This is a genomic window from Ruegeria sp. CDSC042 (assembly GCF_059610745.1).
Map to the genome: position 1 here is coordinate 554735 of NZ_JBXWOF010000001.1, position 18424 is coordinate 573158.

Annotated in this window: 23 protein-coding genes; 21 read left to right on the top strand and 2 right to left on the bottom strand. The window is 54.5% G+C overall.

Going from position 1 to position 18424, the window contains the following annotated elements; genetic code table 11:
* From AC2FHX_RS02815 to AC2FHX_RS02880, 14 genes are all read left to right on the top strand, one after another.
* Nucleotides 1-774 carry an ADP-ribosyltransferase gene (locus tag AC2FHX_RS02815; protein ID WP_496700437.1) on the top strand — a complete coding sequence of 258 codons (774 nt, stop codon included), beginning with the start codon at nucleotides 1-3 and terminating at the stop codon, nucleotides 772-774.
* Nucleotides 767-934 (top strand): hypothetical protein, encoded by a 168-nt coding sequence (locus AC2FHX_RS02820; protein WP_496700355.1) that lies wholly within the window; start codon nucleotides 767-769, stop codon nucleotides 932-934. The genes AC2FHX_RS02815 and AC2FHX_RS02820 overlap by 8 nt, the downstream gene beginning before the upstream one ends.
* 304 nt (nucleotides 935-1238) lie before the next feature.
* Nucleotides 1239-1982, top strand: coding sequence for a hypothetical protein (locus tag AC2FHX_RS02825; protein WP_496700354.1), 744 nt, complete (start codon nucleotides 1239-1241; stop codon nucleotides 1980-1982).
* Between the two features lie 11 nt (nucleotides 1983-1993).
* The gene (locus tag AC2FHX_RS02830; protein ID WP_496700353.1) at nucleotides 1994-2950 is read left to right on the top strand and encodes a major capsid protein; all 957 of its coding nucleotides are present in this window, start codon (nucleotides 1994-1996) and stop codon (nucleotides 2948-2950) included.
* Between the two features lie 65 nt (nucleotides 2951-3015).
* Nucleotides 3016-3405 carry a hypothetical protein gene (locus tag AC2FHX_RS02835; protein WP_496700352.1) on the top strand — a complete coding sequence of 130 codons (390 nt, stop codon included), beginning with the start codon at nucleotides 3016-3018 and terminating at the stop codon, nucleotides 3403-3405.
* A 17-nt stretch (nucleotides 3406-3422) separates the two neighbouring features.
* Entirely contained in the window at nucleotides 3423-3653 is a 231-nt protein-coding gene (locus tag AC2FHX_RS02840) for a hypothetical protein (protein WP_496730424.1), read from the top strand.
* A gap of 3 nt (nucleotides 3654-3656) precedes the next feature.
* Entirely contained in the window at nucleotides 3657-4175 is a 519-nt protein-coding gene (locus tag AC2FHX_RS02845) for a DnaT-like ssDNA-binding protein (protein ID WP_496700350.1), read from the top strand.
* A 3-nt stretch (nucleotides 4176-4178) separates the two neighbouring features.
* Entirely contained in the window at nucleotides 4179-4547 is a 369-nt protein-coding gene (locus AC2FHX_RS02850) for a hypothetical protein (RefSeq protein WP_496700349.1), read from the top strand.
* A complete protein-coding gene (locus AC2FHX_RS02855) occupies nucleotides 4547-4942 on the top strand; it encodes a hypothetical protein (protein ID WP_496700348.1) in 396 nt (131 codons plus the stop codon). Before AC2FHX_RS02850 ends, AC2FHX_RS02855 begins: the two co-directional genes overlap by 1 nt.
* A 4-nt stretch (nucleotides 4943-4946) precedes the next feature.
* Nucleotides 4947-5408, top strand: coding sequence for a hypothetical protein (locus tag AC2FHX_RS02860; RefSeq protein WP_496700347.1), 462 nt, complete (start codon nucleotides 4947-4949; stop codon nucleotides 5406-5408).
* A 2-nt stretch (nucleotides 5409-5410) separates the two neighbouring features.
* Nucleotides 5411-6355 carry a phage tail tube protein gene (locus tag AC2FHX_RS02865; RefSeq protein ID WP_496700346.1) on the top strand — a complete coding sequence of 315 codons (945 nt, stop codon included), beginning with the start codon at nucleotides 5411-5413 and terminating at the stop codon, nucleotides 6353-6355.
* Nucleotides 6352-6543 (top strand): hypothetical protein, encoded by a 192-nt coding sequence (locus tag AC2FHX_RS02870; protein WP_496700345.1) that lies wholly within the window; start codon nucleotides 6352-6354, stop codon nucleotides 6541-6543. The genes AC2FHX_RS02865 and AC2FHX_RS02870 overlap by 4 nt, the downstream gene beginning before the upstream one ends.
* 21 nt (nucleotides 6544-6564) lie before the next feature.
* A complete protein-coding gene (locus AC2FHX_RS02875; protein ID WP_496700344.1) occupies nucleotides 6565-7068 on the top strand; it encodes a hypothetical protein in 504 nt (167 codons plus the stop codon).
* Nucleotides 7069-7166: 98 nt separating this feature from the next.
* Entirely contained in the window at nucleotides 7167-7394 is a 228-nt protein-coding gene (locus AC2FHX_RS02880; protein WP_496700343.1) for a phage tail assembly chaperone, read from the top strand.
* Between the two features lie 43 nt (nucleotides 7395-7437).
* Here AC2FHX_RS02880 and AC2FHX_RS02885 read toward each other — a convergent pair whose 3' ends face one another.
* Together AC2FHX_RS02885 and AC2FHX_RS02890 are read right to left on the bottom strand one after the other, a co-directional pair.
* The gene (locus AC2FHX_RS02885) at nucleotides 7438-8469 is read right to left on the bottom strand and encodes a hypothetical protein (protein WP_496700342.1); all 1032 of its coding nucleotides are present in this window, start codon (nucleotides 8467-8469) and stop codon (nucleotides 7438-7440) included.
* Between the two features lie 345 nt (nucleotides 8470-8814).
* Nucleotides 8815-9261, bottom strand: a complete 447-nt coding sequence (locus AC2FHX_RS02890) for a hypothetical protein (protein ID WP_496700341.1) — start codon at nucleotides 9259-9261, stop codon at nucleotides 8815-8817.
* Nucleotides 9262-9334: 73 nt separating this feature from the next.
* Here AC2FHX_RS02890 and AC2FHX_RS02895 point away from each other — a divergent pair, with 73 nt between their 5' ends.
* The 7 genes from AC2FHX_RS02895 to AC2FHX_RS02925 are packed head-to-tail and all read left to right on the top strand — an operon-like array spanning nucleotide 9335 to nucleotide 18395.
* Entirely contained in the window at nucleotides 9335-12100 is a 2766-nt protein-coding gene (locus AC2FHX_RS02895; RefSeq protein WP_496700340.1) for a phage tail tape measure protein, read from the top strand.
* Nucleotides 12093-13199: an RNA-binding protein gene (locus tag AC2FHX_RS02900; RefSeq protein ID WP_496700339.1), complete on the top strand. Its 1107-nt coding sequence runs from the start codon at nucleotides 12093-12095 to the stop codon at nucleotides 13197-13199. The genes AC2FHX_RS02895 and AC2FHX_RS02900 overlap by 8 nt, the downstream gene beginning before the upstream one ends.
* On the top strand, nucleotides 13196-14062 hold the full coding sequence (locus AC2FHX_RS02905; protein WP_496700338.1) for a phage BR0599 family protein: 867 nt from the start codon (nucleotides 13196-13198) through the stop codon (nucleotides 14060-14062). Before AC2FHX_RS02900 ends, AC2FHX_RS02905 begins: the two co-directional genes overlap by 4 nt.
* Nucleotides 14062-14292 carry a hypothetical protein gene (locus AC2FHX_RS02910; protein WP_496700337.1) on the top strand — a complete coding sequence of 77 codons (231 nt, stop codon included), beginning with the start codon at nucleotides 14062-14064 and terminating at the stop codon, nucleotides 14290-14292. The genes AC2FHX_RS02905 and AC2FHX_RS02910 overlap by 1 nt, the downstream gene beginning before the upstream one ends.
* A gap of 56 nt (nucleotides 14293-14348) precedes the next feature.
* Nucleotides 14349-14510, top strand: a complete 162-nt coding sequence (locus tag AC2FHX_RS02915; protein WP_496730429.1) for a hypothetical protein — start codon at nucleotides 14349-14351, stop codon at nucleotides 14508-14510.
* Nucleotides 14500-17433, top strand: a complete 2934-nt coding sequence (locus tag AC2FHX_RS02920; RefSeq protein ID WP_496700335.1) for a vWA domain-containing protein — start codon at nucleotides 14500-14502, stop codon at nucleotides 17431-17433. Before AC2FHX_RS02915 ends, AC2FHX_RS02920 begins: the two co-directional genes overlap by 11 nt.
* Nucleotides 17433-18395 carry a LamG-like jellyroll fold domain-containing protein gene (locus tag AC2FHX_RS02925; RefSeq protein ID WP_496700334.1) on the top strand — a complete coding sequence of 321 codons (963 nt, stop codon included), beginning with the start codon at nucleotides 17433-17435 and terminating at the stop codon, nucleotides 18393-18395. Before AC2FHX_RS02920 ends, AC2FHX_RS02925 begins: the two co-directional genes overlap by 1 nt.
* Nucleotides 18396-18424: the final 29 nt, after the last annotated feature.

Sequence of the window (18424 nt, forward strand, 5' to 3'; positions counted from 1 at the left end):
GTGCTGAAAAGTTGGAAAGAATTGGGAATCGATCTGAAGGAGGCTCCAGAAGGAACCCGCGCCAGCTTGAACGGACAGGTGCCCGCAAATCTGACCTATCAAAAATGGCTTAAGGCGCAACCGAACCGAATTCAGGATGATGTTCTTGGTCAAGGTAAGGCGGATCTGTTCCGAGCAGGGCTCGACCTTGACAAGTTTGTGGACACCACCGGGCGGGAATACACGTTGCAAGAACTGGAGATCCGCGAGTCGGATATCTTCGATCAGGTCAACACCTCAACCCGCAGGAACCTGTCCAACCATATCCCGGCAATCCGGATGTACACGGGCAACGCGAATTACAGGAACATCAATGGGGCGCTGCGCGGTGAGCGTACGATGACCAGAAATATCGCTGAGCAGGTTGATGAGTTGGACACGATGTTCGAAGATCAGCGGTTTGAAGAGGTGACCACGTTGTACAGGGGTTTGGAGCCCGCGGCTGCCAGAAAGGTCTTTGAGGGCGTTGGTCTGCAATTCGGTGTGGAAATCACGGACCCGGCTTTTCTGAGTGCGTCTCGGAACATCGATGTTGCACGGCAATTTGCGGGAACCTTCACGGACCATGTTATCGTCGAGATCGAGACATCCAAGGCGTCGAAATCGCTCGATATAGCCGAATTCAGCGTCTATCCTCAGGAGCAAGAGGTCCTGTCGGCTAGAAATATGGTGATGAAAGTACTATCTTGGGACCCTGGAAACCGAATTTTGAGGGTTGAGTTGCTGAATGAATGATCGAAAGAACACCAAGCCTTCCAAGGCGCTTGATCTGAATAGAGATCGGGCGGACCGCTTTACGTGGAAGCCTGGGGATTTGATCATCGACAATAGCAAGGCAACCGGCCCTGTGTTCGAACTTTTTCCTAAGGAGGAAGAGGGCAAATCGACCGACTGACCGTCATAGAAGGCGGCGGTAAGCCGAAACGCTATCGAAAGCGGGCAAAGGGAGAGCCTGAGCCTCTGGTCTGCAAGTGCGGATCAACAACCACGATGGAGGTCAAGATAGGCCGCATCGTAACCAACGGAAAAGTGTCCGGCGGCACCAAGCACATCGCCTGCTTTCACTGCCGAGAACTCCTGACCTGAACTAACTGAAATTCTGAAATGTAGACCGTCCATTCCGGGCGGTTTTTGCCGTTGGCGTGACGCCATCGGCGGCGGGCGTGATGCCTGTATGACCAAAAGCGAGAAGCTTAATCATGACACTGAAATTTGAGGTTGATTCACTGGATGGCATCGCGGAAGAGCAGCATGGGCTGTATCAGGAGGCCGAGGGCAAATTCAGGCTGGTTGTGGAAGGTCTTCCGAAACAGGAAGATACTTCGGGACTGAAGTCGGCGCTGGAAAAAGAGCGCGAACGGGCCAAGTCCGCCTCCAAATGGGAAAAGCTGGGCAAGTCACCGGATGAAATCCAGGCGCTTCTGGACGCCGAAGACGAGCGCGCCCAGAACAAGCTGAAGGAGGAGGGTGATTTCAAAACCCTACTGACCCAGCATCAGGAAAAATGGAACGGCGAAAAATCGACCTTGGCCGCCGAGCGTGACGCTGCAATTTCTGCATTGAACAAGCACGTCGGTGAAAGCGCCTTTGTGACCGAACTGGCAAAGCAAGGTGCGACTCAGGAGGGCATTTCTGCTCTACCAAGGCTTTTTGTCGATCGCATCGGCGTAACCGTCGAGGGCGAAAACGCGAAAATCGAGATCATGCAGGCCGATGGCAAGACGCCAATGGCCGGCACATCGGACAATGGCACAGCCACACTGGGTGATCTGGTGGGCGAAGCCATTAAGAAATTCCCTTCCCTGTTCAGTGAACCGGGATCGGGCGGCGGCGGGAAGCAGCCAGACAGTGGGGCGGGAGGCTCCGGCGGCAATATGAATTGGGCGGATGCAAAAACCCCCAAGGAAAAGGTCGCAATCCTCAAAGCGAAAAAGAGAACGTAAAGGAGTAACCCATGTCCCTCAGTGATATGCAGGTTTTCGAGGAATATGCCTACAGCGCAGCCACGGAAACCGTTGACCAACAAATCGCCTTGTTCAACGAGGCATCGCGCGGCGCAATTGTTCTGGTTAACGCCAGCAACGAAGGCGACTATTCGTCCGAGACCTTCTGGAAAGCGATTGCGGGCCTTACCCGCCGTCGTAACGCCTATGGCTCTGGTGCTGTGACACCTGTCGCTCTGGCTCAAGATGCAATGACCAGCGTCAAGATCGCGGGCGGCACGCCTCCGATTGAGTTCCAGCCACAGCAGCTCAGCTGGGTACGCAAGAACCCCGAAGAAGCAGGTGTTGTAATCGGTGAGCAACTCGGCCTGGGCATTGTTGCCGACCAGATCAACGCAGCTTTGCGAGTCGGCAAGGCGGCAATCTCTGGTGTGGCTGCGCTGGTAGAGGACGATACAGCGGGCACCGTTACGCGCGGCGGGCTGGTCACGGCTGCCGGTCGTTTTGGAGATCGGATGGGCGGTATCGTCGTCTGGGCGATGCATTCGAAGGTGATGACCGACTTGTTCGGTGAAAACATCACCAACACCAACCGCTTGTTTGACATCGGCGCGGTCAACCTGATGGAGGATGGCTTCGGCCGTCTGTTCATCATGACTGACAGCTTGGATCTGGTCACTACTGGTGCGCCGGACAATTACCACACCCTTGGTTTGGTAGAGGGCGCGATCAGCATCGAAGACAATGCGGATCTATTCTCCAACATGGAGACAACCAACGGCGATGAGAACATCAAGCGGTCGTTCCAGGCTGAATACACCTTCAACGCGAAGGTCAAAGGCTACACCTGGGACAAGGCGAATGGTGGCGCGTCTCCGAATGACGCGGCGCTGGCAACAGCAACCAACTGGGACAAGGTGGCCACGTCCAACAAGGACACGGCCGGCGTTCTTCTGAACACCCAGTAAGTCTGCATCACAGCCATAAAGACGGGGCTTCGGTCCCGTCTGAACAGTTTCGAAGGACATGAATCATGAACAAGAAAACAATAGCTGTATACGGAGTCGTTCCTGCCGCCATGCAGGCCGTCAAAGCGGAGCTTCTGGGTCAGGCCCGGATGATCATGCAGCATTCGCGCTACTTCGATGGGAGTGTTTTGGAATGCGACGGTGTTATCATCATTGGTTACGAACCGGAAATTCTGGCAGCCTACGAAGAAGCCGAGATTGAAGTTGACGTGATCTCAGACGACACTGAATCCCTCACCGCTGAAGGCAAGGCCCCCGAGGCCCCTGAAGACATCGACGCGCTCGACCGGGCGGATGTTGTTGACCTTCTGAAGGCCCACGGCATCGAAAAGCCGAAGGGAAAGACTGACGATCTGAAGGCTGATCTGAAGCAGATCATGTTTGTGGACGGGTGATGGTCTCTGTCGTCAAAATGGAAGCCCGCTCCGAAGATCGGGACTGTATCGTTTCGATTTTGGAGAACGCGCTTGAAGAAGCACGGCAGGGCCAAATTCTTGATGTAGCTGTCGTGGCTATCAGAAATGATGGCGAAGGTCCGGAAATGGCGATTAACTACTATGCAGAAGCACAATACGCCGCTTTGGTTGGTGCCGTATCTGCGCTTTCCTTTGACCTTCACTATCGACGTTACGAGGAAAGCTGATCCATGGCTCTTGACACCACCATTGGCGGCGCAGCGACCGACAGCTATGCAACGCTGGTAGAATATCAGACCTATGCCGCAAACATGGGCTGGACGTTGCTGGATTTGCACGCCACGCAGGAAGCCAATCTGCGTAGGGCTGCCATCTTCCTTGATCGGGAGTACAAATGGCTTGGCACCAAGGCTGCGCAAACCCAAGCACGTTCATGGCCCAGATTGGTGCCTGTTTTGGATCCTGATGGGTTTGCAATCCCCTCGAACGAGATTCCGCAGGCTATTATCGAAGCGCAGTTTGAGCTGGCCCATATCGAAAACCAAGGCAACGATCTGTTAGCTTTCAGCAGTGGCGCCGAGGTGAAACGAAAGAAAGTCAAAGGTGGGCCTGTTGAGGTGGACACCGAATATACCACGGGTAGCGGTGGCGAGGCCCGTATTCGTGCCATTGAGGGTTTGCTTCGCGGTTATGTTGATGGACCGGTTCCAGGCGCGCAGAGCGCTACAGTTCGGCTGGCACGGGGCTAAGTGATGGTTTCTGTTGCTGACATTGCCAAAGAGGCGTTCGACGCTGTAGCGGCTGAACTACAGGGTGTGATTCACGACGTGGAATTGATCGAGATCACCAGGGGGGCCTTTGACAGCGCCACGGGCACCCATACGTCGGTTCCCGTTTCTCGCGGTACCTGCCGAGCACTCATGGAAACGCAAAAGCCCATTGGTGACGTGTTTCCCGATTATGTGGCCGGGCCTGGTGAGATGCTGTTTTTCCTCGAAGGGATCAGCAACGTGCCGAAAGAAAACTGGATATTGCGCATGACCGGGCAATCCGACCGAACCATAACCAAAGCGCAGGATATTCTGCTGTCTGGTGAGATTGCGTATGTGGTGGTGCGCTGATGGGCAACGCACGCCAGTTCGCGATCGAAATAGACCGGGAATTTGCGGCGGCTCAAGAGCAGTGGCGGCTGATCGTACGTCGAGTGGCGTTGCAGGCGCTGGAGCGTGTGGTTCAAAAAACACCAGTGGACAGCGGCAGGGCGCGCATGAACTGGTATGTACAAATCGGCGGTTCCGGAACAGAGGTCACCACCGAAGTTGATCCATCTGGCTCCGTGGCTATTTCCCGCGGATCTCAGGTTATCGGAAGCTATCAGCAACGAGACGATTTTCCGGTCATCACGCTCTACAACAACCTGCCGTATATCGGGCGTCTGGAAGACGGATACTCGGGGCAGGCACCAGCAGGAATGATAGCTGTGACCATCGCGGAACTCCAAACACAATTCGGGTAGGGCCATGAGCTACGATAACGAGCGCAAGGTTCTGAACAATCACGTTCAGGCTGCAAGTTTCTATGGCATGAGCCCGTTTGCCCTGGATGGTGAGGCGATCAACGTTGAGGATCTGCCTGAAGAGGCCAAGGCGGGCTTTATGGCGATCCTCCCGGGGCAGGGGCGGCAGACCTCAACCGGGGCACCGGGATCGAACCTGCACGAATATGTAGGCGTCCTGTCGTTCACCATCATCACAGAAGGCGGCAAAGGTAGCAGTGAGGGCAAGGCAATAGCCGACACCATCATTGACGACCTGACGGGCCGGAAACTGGACGAGGCTGGCGCCGCGCCTTCAGGGTCGAGCACTGTAGTCATCGACTTCGCCCGCAACGGTCTTGCCCCATACATCTCTTCATCGCGGGGCGACGCCCCTCATCACCGCACTGTCGTCAGTGCCCCCTTCGTCAGAACCGAAAGGAAATAATCATGACTGGCGCAGCTAACGTCGATCTACAGGAAGCCTATGTGAACGAGGTCACCGCAGGCACCACGCCCGCCACTCCGGCCTTCACCAAAACCAGCTTTGACACCTTGTCCCTGACCGCCAACCCGCGGATCAGCGAGTCCTTTTCCCGTGCGGCCGGAGGGCAACGCAGCGGTGTCGGCCGCAACGGCATTGCTGTCTCGGGCAGTGCGCAGGGGAAATTGATCTATGGAGTTTACGATGATTTCTGGGCGTCCCTGTTCCAAGCGGACTGGGCTTCAGACGTTTTGGTCAATGCGCAAGCGCAGAACGCGATGACGATCGAGCAAGCCATCCCGCAGGGCGCAGGCGGGGCGTTTGCCTATACCCGGTTCCTCGGTGTTGAGGCTGTCACCGGCCAGCTGGCCCTGACAGCTGCGCAAGACGCGACGGTTTCCATGGACCTGATCGGCTCAGGGTCCGAGGATGCCACTCCCACGGCCATAGCAGGCGCAACCTATGCCGACCCGAGCAACACTAATATTATCGGCTCCGGTTCCGACATCGGTACCATCACCATGTCGGGCCTGACGCCTCTCGACTGCATGGAAAGCTGTACAGTGGACTTCGGCGTAACTGACAAGACCGAACAACCGCGCCTGTCCTCGGACGACGCCTGTGGCATCAACCGCGGGGCTATGCGGCCCACGGTCACCGGGCGGTTCTACATCGAAGACAATTTCATTGCCGTCTATAACGCTTCCCGCAACGGTACTGCCTTTGCTCTGACCATCCCTATCGGTCAGGTAGCCAACGAGAAATACGAACTGTTCTTTCCGGCCTGTGAATTCAGCGAAAGCCCGCTGCAGACCGGCGAGACCGGCCCTGCCTTCCAGACTTTCACCATCCTGCCGAAATACGACTCTGGTATCGGCGGAACCTGCCGTCTGACACGAGCGATTGCATGATGAAGAGCAAGGGATTCTCCATCAACAAAGACGGGCATAAGCAGAAGTTCCCGCCCCGTACCGACGTCTCGGACGAGATGATCGAAGAATTCGACTTGGTCACGAAAGGCCTGGTTGAAGGTGATCCGGAGGCGCCAGGCGGTCCTGCCTCCGGATCGCGCAAGCGCAAACCAAAAACCGCCGAATAACTCTCATAAGGACCGCCACACATGCTAAATCTCGACGGTGCCGCTCTGCACATGGACGGCAAGGAATTCACCTACGACATTCCCGCTCCATTTGGGCCAAAGCGAGGCCCGGCCACACTCAAGATCATCGCCAAGCCCGCTGCTTCGGTTAATATTGAGTTTCGCGCAGGGCTAGAAGCAATCATGCACGAAGCTAAGGTTCAGGACCTGAGGTCGGAAAAGGCATACAAAGCGAACGGCGACGAAGACGCGTTTGTCAAAGCGCGGACAGAAGGCGCCAAATGGGTGCAGAAATCCATTGCGAGTTTGAATTTCGATCACTGCATAGTGTCTTGGGAAACCACTATTCAGAACGCGGGGTCTAATCTTCAACCAACCCGGGAAAACTTCGTGGGTTTGGCGGAATTCGAACACCCCGTTATTGAAGGCCTTTTTGCCAAGATTCAGACCGACCTGACCGACCATGAAAAGTTCAGTCTCGATGCCGCCAAGGACGCACAGGAGCAAGAGGTGGGAAACTCGTAAAAGCCCTGCAATCTCATCTGAGATTCAGCAAGGGCAACGCAGATTACGAATACCTCAAGCGCAAAGCGGAGGCGGGCAGTGCGGCTGCCCTCGTAGACTTGTCTAAAATAACCCAGCCGGAAAACCAGCTGTTCTGGGACGCATTCTCCTACCTGAGCCGAACGCGATCGACCGGGTTTGGTGGGGCAGAACCGATCCAGCCCGGCGCGATACGCGACTATTGCGATCTATTTTGCATCACCAGCCAGGCACAGCGACTTAGATTGGTTCTTGCAATCGAGAAGATGGACGCAGCACTCCTGGAATGGGCAAGGGAGGATGGTTAGGGAGGTGAAAGGAGTTACCTAACTCAGTATGGGAGAACGAGTGCTAAGCTCGATCGAGAAAGCAAATACCTTGCTCTTCGTCCGGGCCCTCGACTTTCTCGTAAATAAGTACCCAACCTTCTTCCTGTCCGTTCTTGCCCCAATAGCGGACTTTCCCGAACTCTCCCACTTGAGCAAGCAATGTCGCAGTATCACCGGCCATCAGGCTGCTAATTTGTGTTCCACCGCGTTCCGGATCTGGCAGGACCTTGAGCCCACTGGTTGTGCCCACAATTTTGACCTGAACAGGAGCCGGGTCCACTTGCTGGAAAGCATCAATACCCTGACAAACTGAAGATTCTATTGCCGGGGGCGGAGTTGAATAGCCAGGATTGTAGCGTTCGTAGAGTTCAACCCCTCCATTTACGGCCGTTACACTTGCAGCCAAATAAATGGAAATTTTGCCTAACAATCGGCAAAGAGCCAAAACTACTTTCTTAGGCGGCTTACGTTGTTTTTTGGTTTGGTCGCTCTTTTCTATTGGCGCAAGATGTTGGTCGGTAAACGCAACCGTGCGATCATAGGCTTGGCGGGGCCCTGTTGCTGGTGCGCGTCTGAGTTCTTCAGTCAAAAAATGTTGCATCACCGGGCTAAGCGAGAGCATGTCCCGGACAGTTTTTGCATCTTCAGAGATTTCGAGGGAGAACCTGTGGGTAGCCGAATAGGGATCGTCGTTTGTAACTGAACGCACTGTTAGTTCAGGGGGAGTGCCTGAACTAGCGCTTGATCCAACAGCAGTTCCAGAGCCAGCAACAGCTGGAACTGCTCTGTCAGAAAATGCCAAAGCTATCTTCGCGGCTACACGCTGAGCGGCTTTAGCTGGGCGCGCAGCAGGATCAAGAAACTTTCTTCGCGCCATGACCAGAAAGGGTAGGGGGTGACTTTTGGGGACGCTGGAGGCGTCCCACGCTTGCGCAACAGCGGCCAGAAGTAAGGCTTCATTTGCTTCTGATAGAATTGGAAGTCTCGCGAGAGCAGGAACATCCGGGAATGCGCGGATCATATCCGCGCGAAAAGATTCTAAAGAAATATCCACGCTAATCACCCAACAAAAATACAGTGTTGGTAGTATAGCACAGCTGGGTTGAGTGAACCAAAAGTGGCCGGAATTTGCATTCCGGCCTTCAATACCAATACATGCTTCCGGAGGAACAGGCCCTACTTTAAGTCTTCGCCTACTGACAAGTCAGTCGTCAGGTTTGGGCAGCTTCTTCTGCTCTTCTGCTCTTCGGGTGCTTCGATCTGAATTATATGTACGTCTTGCATCGAAGCGTGGTTCCAGGGAGTCGAGATTCGTTTGGGTTTTGCAAAAGAAGATCAGGGAATTGGGTGGCAACCCGCCTGCTTGGTAGCAAGGTGAACCATTCCAGTCGGCAGAAAATCACCTCAATGGTTGGTACATATTTCCGCCCCAAATCAGAACATCGAATTTGGCCTGAAATTTTGATTCCAAATCAAGGGATCGCTGGTAGATTTCTTGGTTGGCCACGCCTTTTGCGCGTGGATCAGATATCTTGTCAACTGAACCAACCATTTCGACTAGCTCAACGGCATCGCGTATGGCCGTTCTGGCGCAAACCCACGCGCTTGCAGAATTGTCGTTAAGAGAAGCGCAGGCATCAGCGATTTCCGCTCCTGCAGCCCCAAACAGATCGTCTGAACCAATAGCGGCTAACATTCTGATGCCAACATCAGTTTCAGGAAGGCAATCTTTCACCTTCGGGAAATCGCTGAATCTGGCCTGACACTCGGCTAAGGCTTCATCGCTAACCGTCTGAGCCGCGACGGCACCCGCGCAGAACGCGAACAATACCATAAATCGAAACATCTGTCCTCCAATCGGTTCAAAGCAATGAGCCGATAAAGACGGATGTTCTCTTCGTGAGTCAACAGGAGGCTAGATGGCCTTACTTGAACTGAACATGAAGCCTGTTGGTCAGCGGGATGTTGACCAGGCGACTACATCACTTGATCGCATGAAGCGTTCGGCAGGCGGAACCGAGAAGGCGCTTGGCAGCTATGTCGATGCGTCTGGTAGGGTGCGTACTGCCAATGGTCGTCTTGTGAGCGCTCAGGATCAGGTAACGCAATCTCTGGGTCGGAGTGTAAAAGGATACACTGCGGTGTCGCGGGCGGCGGCTGTGGCTACGGCTGCAGTTCTGGCGACAGCAAGTGCTTTCGGCGCCAGAAGCGTTGGGGCATATCGTGAGCACAGCAAGGCTTTGTCCGAAGTATCGACGCTGATTACTGGTACTGCTGAAGAACTGGATGCGATCGACAAAGCTGCAAAAAGGTTTTCAGCCACGTTCGGCGGGTCGGCTACTCAACAGGTAAATGCCTTTTATCAAGCGATAAGTTCTGGCGCTGGTAGCGTTCAGGAGGCAACTGAATTCCTGGATGCGGCCAACCTGTTGGCGGTGGGTGGTGTCACCGATATTCGCACAGCTGTTGATGGTTTGACCACGGTTACAAATGCCTATCAGGCATCAGGTTTGAAGGCGGCTCAAGCCGCGGATATTCTCTTCACCGGCGTGAAAGCAGGTAAGACAACCGTTGATGAATTGTCTGGGGCGCTTGGCAGAATTGTTCCCATCACGTCTTCGGTCGGAATCTCCTTCGAAGAAACTGTTGCTGGCGTCGCTGCGCTCACCACACAGGGGCAGTCGACGGCTGAGGCAGTCACTGGTCTTAGGGCTGCCATCGCCGCGACCTTGAAGCCAAGCACAGAAGCTCAAAAACTGGCCAAATCTCTGGGGATCGAATTCACCACCGGCGCGCTGGCCTCTAAAGGGTTCGCCGAGTTTATCGGAGACATAGAGGAAAAAACCGGCGGGTCTCAGGAGGCCCTGACCACACTCTTTGGATCGATCGAGTCCATGCCGGCGGTAATGGCACTGGCTGGTGCTGCAGGTGACAAGTACACCGCTACAATGTCACTGATGGCAACCGCCTCCGGTGCGGCTCAGCAGGCGGCTGACAAGGTTGGTGCTAGTCTAGAAAACCGTCTCTCCAAACAGCTCGCTATTCTCAGCAATATTGGCCTCAAGGTGGGAGAGGCGCTTTTGACTGTGATTGTACCGGCCATGGAGTTCGCAACCTCCCGAACAGAAGAGTTCGGTATTGCGCTGGCCGGAATAGGGGCAGCAGTTTCCTTTGTCTTTCCGGTCATCGGCGCGGTTACTGCGCTTGCGGGTGCCGTGGTCTACGTATCGTCGCGTTGGGAACATTTTCAAGCTGTGGGAGAAGTTGCACTTGATAAAATATCTCGCGCAACCGGCATCACAACACAGGATATTTCTAAGGCGTGGGATGTGGCTACCAGTGTGATCTCAGGAGCCTGGGAAGTTCTTCAAGAGTCCGTCAGCTTTGTCATCAACAAGCTGATCGGTTCGGCCAAGGCGGCGCACACAGTCTTTACCGAGCTATTCCCACAGTTGCCTAAGGTCGTGGGATCGGCGGTCATTGAAGCTGTTAATTCAGTAATTGAGGGCGTTGAACGTATGATCAATGCCGCTGTCGAAGGTCTCAATAAAATTGTCACAGGAATAAATTCGGCAGGTGATTTCTTCGGAATTGAAAACCCGCTGACCCCCATTCCACCCGCTGATCTCGGAGGTATTCCAAACCCGCTTCAAGGCGCCGTGGAGGACTCCAAAAGCGTAATTGACACAGCTGTTGCTCAACTTGGTGAGGACTATGTTGGCGAGTTCTTCGAAGGGTTCGACAGGGCCGTACAGCGACGCAAGGGTCAAAACGCAGATTTACTGGACCCGCGAAACGGTCAGTTTGTACCCTCTGGTGCATCCGGTTCGACCGGCAGTGTTGATGTAGAAGTTCCTAGCGTCTCATCGGACATACAGAAAGTCCTAGAAAGCCTTGGAAACTCCGCAGCCGGTGGTAGCAATGGCGCCGCAAAGAAGGTCGATAAGCTCCGCGGTGCCTTTGACAGCCTCGTTGCCAGCATGGACCCGGCCTATGAGCGGTCCCTGCGTCTGAAGAACGGTTTGGAGACCATCAAAGAGGCATTGGACGCTGGCGTTATCAGCACGGAAGAGGCTGCCAGGGCGACAGACCTTTTGCGCGAGAAGGTTGGTGCGATTGATCTGTCCGAGGCACAGAGTGGGTTTACAGGGTTCTTCAAGAGCATCCTGAATGGCTCGAAATCCGCCATCGGGGCTCTTGGCGATCTGGCTGCAACTATAGCTGATCGGAGGCTCACAGAAGGCCTTGATCAGCTTTTCGCGCAGCTGTCGAACTCGGGTTCGGCTGGCAGTGGTGGACTTATATCCAGCCTTCTCGGGTTCTTGTTCTCGGCCAACGGCAACGTCTTTAACAACGGCTCGCTGGTTTCTTCCGCCAACGGCAACGTTTTTGACTCAGGTAATGTTGTGCCTTTCGCAACCGGCACAGTAGTCAGCAGCCCGACCTTTTTTCCTTTGCGTGACGGTCGTACCGGCCTGATGGGTGAGGCTGGGCCAGAAGCAATCATGCCGCTCAAGCGCGGATCTGATGGCAAGTTGGGCGTGGAGTCTGGCGGTCAACAGCAATCTCCGCCGGCATTGGGTGTGTTTCTTGACGAGGGGTTGTTTGAAACATGGATCAGGCGCAATCGCGCGCAGTCCATGATTATTCGGACTATGGAAGAGGCGGGGTTCCGTCGTGCCTGACCTGTGGCCTTTCATGCCTGAGCATCAGATCACTGAAGAACTGGTTTGGGCGACAAACATCCAGCAATCGCAAACAGGCGAATACCGGAATTCACTTTCCGAGGGGCGGCAATATCTGAACAAGAGCTATCGGATGAACGCCAATGAATTGACTATTGCAGAGGCGCTGATCGAGGCAAACCCGACGTTAGAGTGGTATGTGCCGCTTTGGTTCGAGGAAAGTCTGGGTGAGGTCATTTCGTCAACAGACACGAACGTAATCTGTGACACGAATGGTTCCTATAGGGCCGGTGGAAAAGCGGTTATCTATCAGAACCGTGAAACCTTCACTGTGGTAGAAATCGACACTGTCAATGTGGGGTCGATTGATTTGGCAACCCAGGTCGGCGCCAATTACACAAATCCGGTGATTGCGCCCATTGTAACGGCATTTACTTTGACCGGGCTTGAGTTTGACCGCTTGTTCCATGACGCAGTGGCAAATTCGGTGCGGTGGCAGGTTCGGGATAGAGACCAGACAGCTAACAGCCCATTCAGTCAATTCAACGGGCTGGACGTGGTGACCGATGTTTCTCTGGCGATACAGTCGGTAAAGGGCGGCGTTCGCTTTGAGGTAGATGTTCTGGATAACGGCTTCGGTGTGGTCGAATTCGAGCCAATCCGGGATATTCCCGAAAAGACTTACGAGATGAATTTCCAAGATGAAGGGCTGGCAGCCAAAATGCGTCGCCGCGAATGGCTGAATGCAGTCCGGGGCCGCGACCAGGCTTTTTACATGTCGACCAGATCACGGGAAATCATTGCCGCAAACCCAGTCGGCGCCGCAGATGGCGTAATCTCGGTAAAGCCTGTGCTGCCGAACATTGCTGACTATGTCGGTCGGTCGATATCCATAGGGGGAGCGATCTATCGAACAATCACGGGCGCGGCCGTCAACGGCACCAATCATGATTTAACGATTACCGCCACAGGCGAAGCCTTCAGTGACCCGGAGATATCTTTCCTGCGCAAGTTTCGCTTTGATCAGGATGACATTTCAATAGAGCACACGGGCACCCGTTCCTTTGGCCAGATAGTGCTTAAAGAGGTTCCCGCATGAGTTTCCCCGAACTTCTCGCATGGATCAGCGGCAAGCAGCCAATATTCTTCTATCGCATCAGGCTAGGCACTAAAGAGGAATTCCTGGTCTCGCGCGCAAGCGACTTTAGCACTGTTCCGGATTTCTTTGATCGTGCGGATTTCTTCGGTGAAGAAGACTTCTTTTCACGGACATGGAAAGGTTCACCTGCGCGGCACACGCTGATCCGGGAAACGGCTGCGACAGAGCGTGCAGAAACGCGATTGATAGTGAGCAGAAACAGCAACATTGCTCAGGCCATTTCTGCCGACGCGGGGTTTTCGGAAACCGAAGTGACCATCTATCGCGCCTTTGCCAACGATCCGGATGAAGAACTTGTGCGTGTGTTTGTCGGACGCGTTTCCGGTGTCGAACGCAAGTGGATCAGATATGAGTTGATCTGTGAGAATGAGTTCACGGCTTTCAACGCCAAGGCGCAAAATCAGGTGGCGCAAAGACCGTGCCGATGGGCGCACTATCACAAGGGGTGCGGTTTGAACCTGGCTGAGTGGCAGGTTGCTGGTACCGCAACCGCATTCGCCGACAATGTGCTGACTGTAACCGAGGCAGCGGCAGAAGTGGATGGCCACTATTCTGGTGGGATCGTTCAATATGGTTCTGCCATGGCAATGATCCGATCCCACACAGGTGACCAGCTTCTGATTTCCGGGCTGTTGCCGGGATTGGAGGCACAGATCGTTAGCAGTGGGTCCGAAGCTGTTTTTATAGCACCCGGCTGCGATCTTTCCCCGTCAGATTGCGCGGGCAAGTTCAGTAATCTGTTGAATTACGGGGGCTTTGAACGCCTCAACGAAAACCCATTTGATGGCCGGAGAATAGACTGATGCCGATACTGATTAACTTGGCTATTGGCCTGATCTTTTCGGTAATTGCGTCTTACTTCGTGTCCCAGCCTGAAGGTCCAAAGCCGCAGGACTTCGATAAAAACAGCGTCAGAAAGGAAGAGGGCGCGGATATTCCTTACATAGTGGGCACGGCATGGCACTCTGTGCAGCCCCATTGGGATGGTCATGGTCGTCGTTCGGAAATCAAATCCAAAACAGGCAAGAAATGACTCTGATCAGGTTCTGTGATTTCCGAACCGTGGGTATCTGCAAGGATGCGCGTGTGATGTTTTTTGAGCGCCATGCTGACAAGCTGGGGATCACCTGGCGTGAATTCGTACTGCATGGGGCGACGGCGGAAGATCTACGCAAGGCGGGCGACCAACTCGACCAAATAGATGAGTTGGAGCGGGCAGCAAAGAAACGGGGGGCTGAACGTGGGCGGTAAAGATTCCGAACAGACGATTGGCTTTAAGCACTACCGTGGGTTTCACTTCATCGGCCCGACTGATTGCGATGCACTGCTTGCAATCCGTATGGATGACAAGATGGTCTGGCAAGGTGTGCAGGGGCAGGGGCGTCTAAGGATAAATCGTCCCTACATCTTTGGCGGAGACGATAAGGAAGGCGGCTTTTCCGGTAACATCGACGTTCTTCTGGGCGGTGACACGCAAATGGAAAACGGTTACCTCCAGCGGGTCTGGAAGACGGACTCGATCCCCGCATTTCGGGGCGTTGTGTCTTATGTCTGGCGGCGGGTGTATATCGGAAACAGGCCCATTCTGAAGCCATTGCGCCACAAGTCGGTCGCGATCAACTCGAAATACGACAACTGGTATCCGGAAAAAGCGCGCCTGAACGCCGAAGGGCGCATCCGTAATACCGCGATCTATATTGCCATGGATGGGTCGTTTTCGATGAACGGCACGCGGATGCAGACGCAAAAAGCCGCCGTCCAGAACTTTCTGGAGTCGCTCAAAGGGTATCGGAACGATGTCCGTATTGTTCTTTGGTCAGGTTCGGTGATGAGTTCCATCCAGCGACTTGATGCAGGGAATGCCGACTATAACGATCTGAAGGATTGGGTTGCTGCTCTGTCAGATGAGCCAAGCGGCAACGGCACGGATTTTGACGCTGCGGTTTCGCAAGCAGCCTCGTTCTTTAATGTTGCGGATGGTTCAGATCAGTATGTTCCAAACTCCTTTAGCGGCTTGGTTACGCAGCTTGGAGTGGGTTCCGCCACGGTGGGTAAAGACCGGGTTTTGATCTTTGTCACGGATGGTGAGCCTGCGCCTATTTCATCGGCGACTGATGCTGCGGCGACCCTGGCGGCTATTTCGAACGTGTCTGTCTACTGTTTCAACATTGACCTTGATGATACGACCTACACGGATCTGCTCGACAACACGTCGATTGACGGAATACCCATCGTTTCAGGATCAAACCCCAACGACCTGAGCGCAGCCATGGCCAACGCGTTTGCATATTGGGCCGATATCAATCCCGCGCATGCATTCCGCGCGCTTGTGGTTGACCCAAAGATTGGCGGGAACGACGATCCAGAATCCATCGGGGACAGCTTCAAAACAGCGGCAGACATGTTCGTCTCCGAAGGGATGGGCGTAAACTTCAACTGGAGTGGTGGTACTCGGGCTGATTACAGGCGCCAACTGGAAGAGCACACAAACACGATCCTCTATCGCAGCCGTCAAACCGGAAAGTGGGAACTTTACCCAATTCGCGCTAACTATGTGAAGTCGGAATTGCCGGTCTTTGATAAGTCGATCATCGCCAAAGGGGATTGGTTGGATGGTCCAGTCAAGCCGTGGCAGAGGGAATTGCCCAACCAGGTGACGTTGCAATACACGCGGCGCAGCAATGGCGAATTGGACTCAATAACAAAGCACAACATTGCGGGCATCCAGATGACCGGCAAAGTGGTTCCGGTGACAGTTGAAATGAAAGGCTTCAGCTATCCACCGCTGGCAACCCAGATTTGTGAGCGGGAACTGAACGCAAGGACCGTTCCGGGCATCCGTGGTGCGTTCAGAGTGGCCTATCTTGATCCCAGCCTGCATCGTGGATCTCCGATTGTTGTCAATGAGCCGCAACTCGGCATCGACAATGTCGTGTTTCGGATTAAGGAGATCGAAGGGGACCAACTGGATGACTATTCCGTCGTGCTTCGCGTGGAGCAAGACAGGTTCGACCAGCTCACAGATGTTCCGGTTCCTGACCTGCCGGATACGCCTGATGCCGAATATGCTGAAGCATCAGAAACGCGGCTTGTTGAGGAAATCCCGTACTATGTCCTGGTTCAAGATCAGGGGCAGGGCGCGGTAGACGATGAGCTGACGCGTGAACCAGATCTTGGCCTGTTCCATGCCACCGGAAACCAACCGACCGACGATCACACGGATATCGATATAGCTGTCGACAGCGGGGCGGGATGGGTTCAGGGGGGCAACGCCTTCTATTCACCCGTTTGCAAGACCCTGACGCCTCTAAAGCGTGATGCCGATGATATTGTTCTGGATATTGAATGGTCCGATGGGCTTGAAGACGTTGCCCCGGGATCTCTGGCTTATATCGGCAGGGAATACATCCGGATTGACGACATGACGCGTGTCGATGATGTCGTGACCGTCACTGTTGGGCGGGCATGTCTGGACACTGTGCCAGCAGAGCACCCGGCGGGCACGCAGATGATCTTCTGGCATTCCAACGCCGGGTCGGACGAAATCCAGTACCTTGTTGCCGAAGAAATTGACATCCGGTTGCTTGGCAAGATTTCGAGTGATGTCTTGAATCTGAGTTCTGCGCCAACTGATGAGATTACCTTTGCCAGTCGCGCGGTGCGACCTTATCCCATCGGCCAGTTGAAGGTTGAGGGGAGTTACGCGCCATCGGCGATCATCCCGGCGATTTCAACCATCACCTGGGCACATCGGGACCGGCGGCAGCAAACCACCGGAAACATTGAGGATCACACGCACGGTTCAATCGGTCCTGAAGCTGGTGTGACCTATGATGTTGAGGTGCGGGCGGTTCTGCCGAAAGACGATTTCTTTGCAGCGCCCGACTTCTTTGCCGAAAAAGACTTCTTCTTGCAGGACGGGCCAGGGGTTCTTGTGCACACGGAAAACGTGGGGGCCGTCGACACCTGGGCATATGACGAAACAGCACCGGACTTTTTCAGCTTTGATAATTTCTTTGCACGGCCGGATTTCTTTGGGGTCGTGGGTGGTCGTGCTGCCCGGGTGGAACTTGGGGTCAAGGCCACAAGGGATGGCTATGAAAACTGGCAGACACCAAGTGTCCGTGCCCGGTATCTGGCCGCGCCTGGCAATTTGACGGGGGAGGGCTTCTAATGGGGGTTCGGTTGAAATGGTCGCCTCGTGTCATCGGTGATAGCCAGAAAATCTATCGCGACACGGCTCCGTTTTCGGCTTCGAACTTGCCATCCGTTCTTGCGACAGTTGCGGCGGATGCGGGGCGCTACGAAGACGAAACCACAACGGAAGATGTCGAGTACCACTATGCCGTCAGTGTCGTCTCTGGCGGGCGCGAAGCTTTGTCGGAAGTGATCAGTGTAAAGGCTGGGGCAACAGTCGTTCAGCCAGCTTACCCACCGCTTGATATTTTTGCTGGTGGCGAAGATGGATTCCTGCTGGATTTCAGCGACACGGCAACGTTGTGGCAGGATACCGGCAAGACAACGCCTGTCGTGTCGGACGGCCAGACCATTGCGTCGGCAGACGACAAAACGGACAACGGATATACGTTCGATGGTAACCAGGCAGGAACTTGGGGATCGCCGGACAAGTTGATTGTTGACGGCGTGAATGATGCCTATGACGCCACGGGCGGTGGTGTTTTGATGCCAGCAGGCGCGGGAACCTATGCTGCCCGCGTACGCGCCTCTCTCAGCTCTTCCGGAACAAATACAATAGTTGGTGCAACGCTGTCGGGCAGCGCAACGGCGCGAAACTGGATGAGTTTTACCAACGGCAAGCTGTCGATGGGGATTGGCACTCTGGGCAGTAACAGCTTCCAGGATTCAGTAGATCGCAGGTCGGCCACAGATTTTGTCAATGTCGCCGCTGTCTATGACAATGGGGATTGCGAGCTTTTCGTAAACGGGGCCTCTGTCGCCACATCGACCTATGGCGGGACACCGGTTTCGACCACGCCAGTTGCAGTCGGTTGTCGTTTGATCTCGGGAACCTTCAGAGATTTGTTCTGGCAGGGCGATATCAAGCACGTTCTGGCGATTGATCGTGCACTGACTCCAACGGAAATTGCCGACCTTCACAGTTTCTGGGCCAGCTAAGCGGCCAACTTCCACTGAAAGGAGAATAA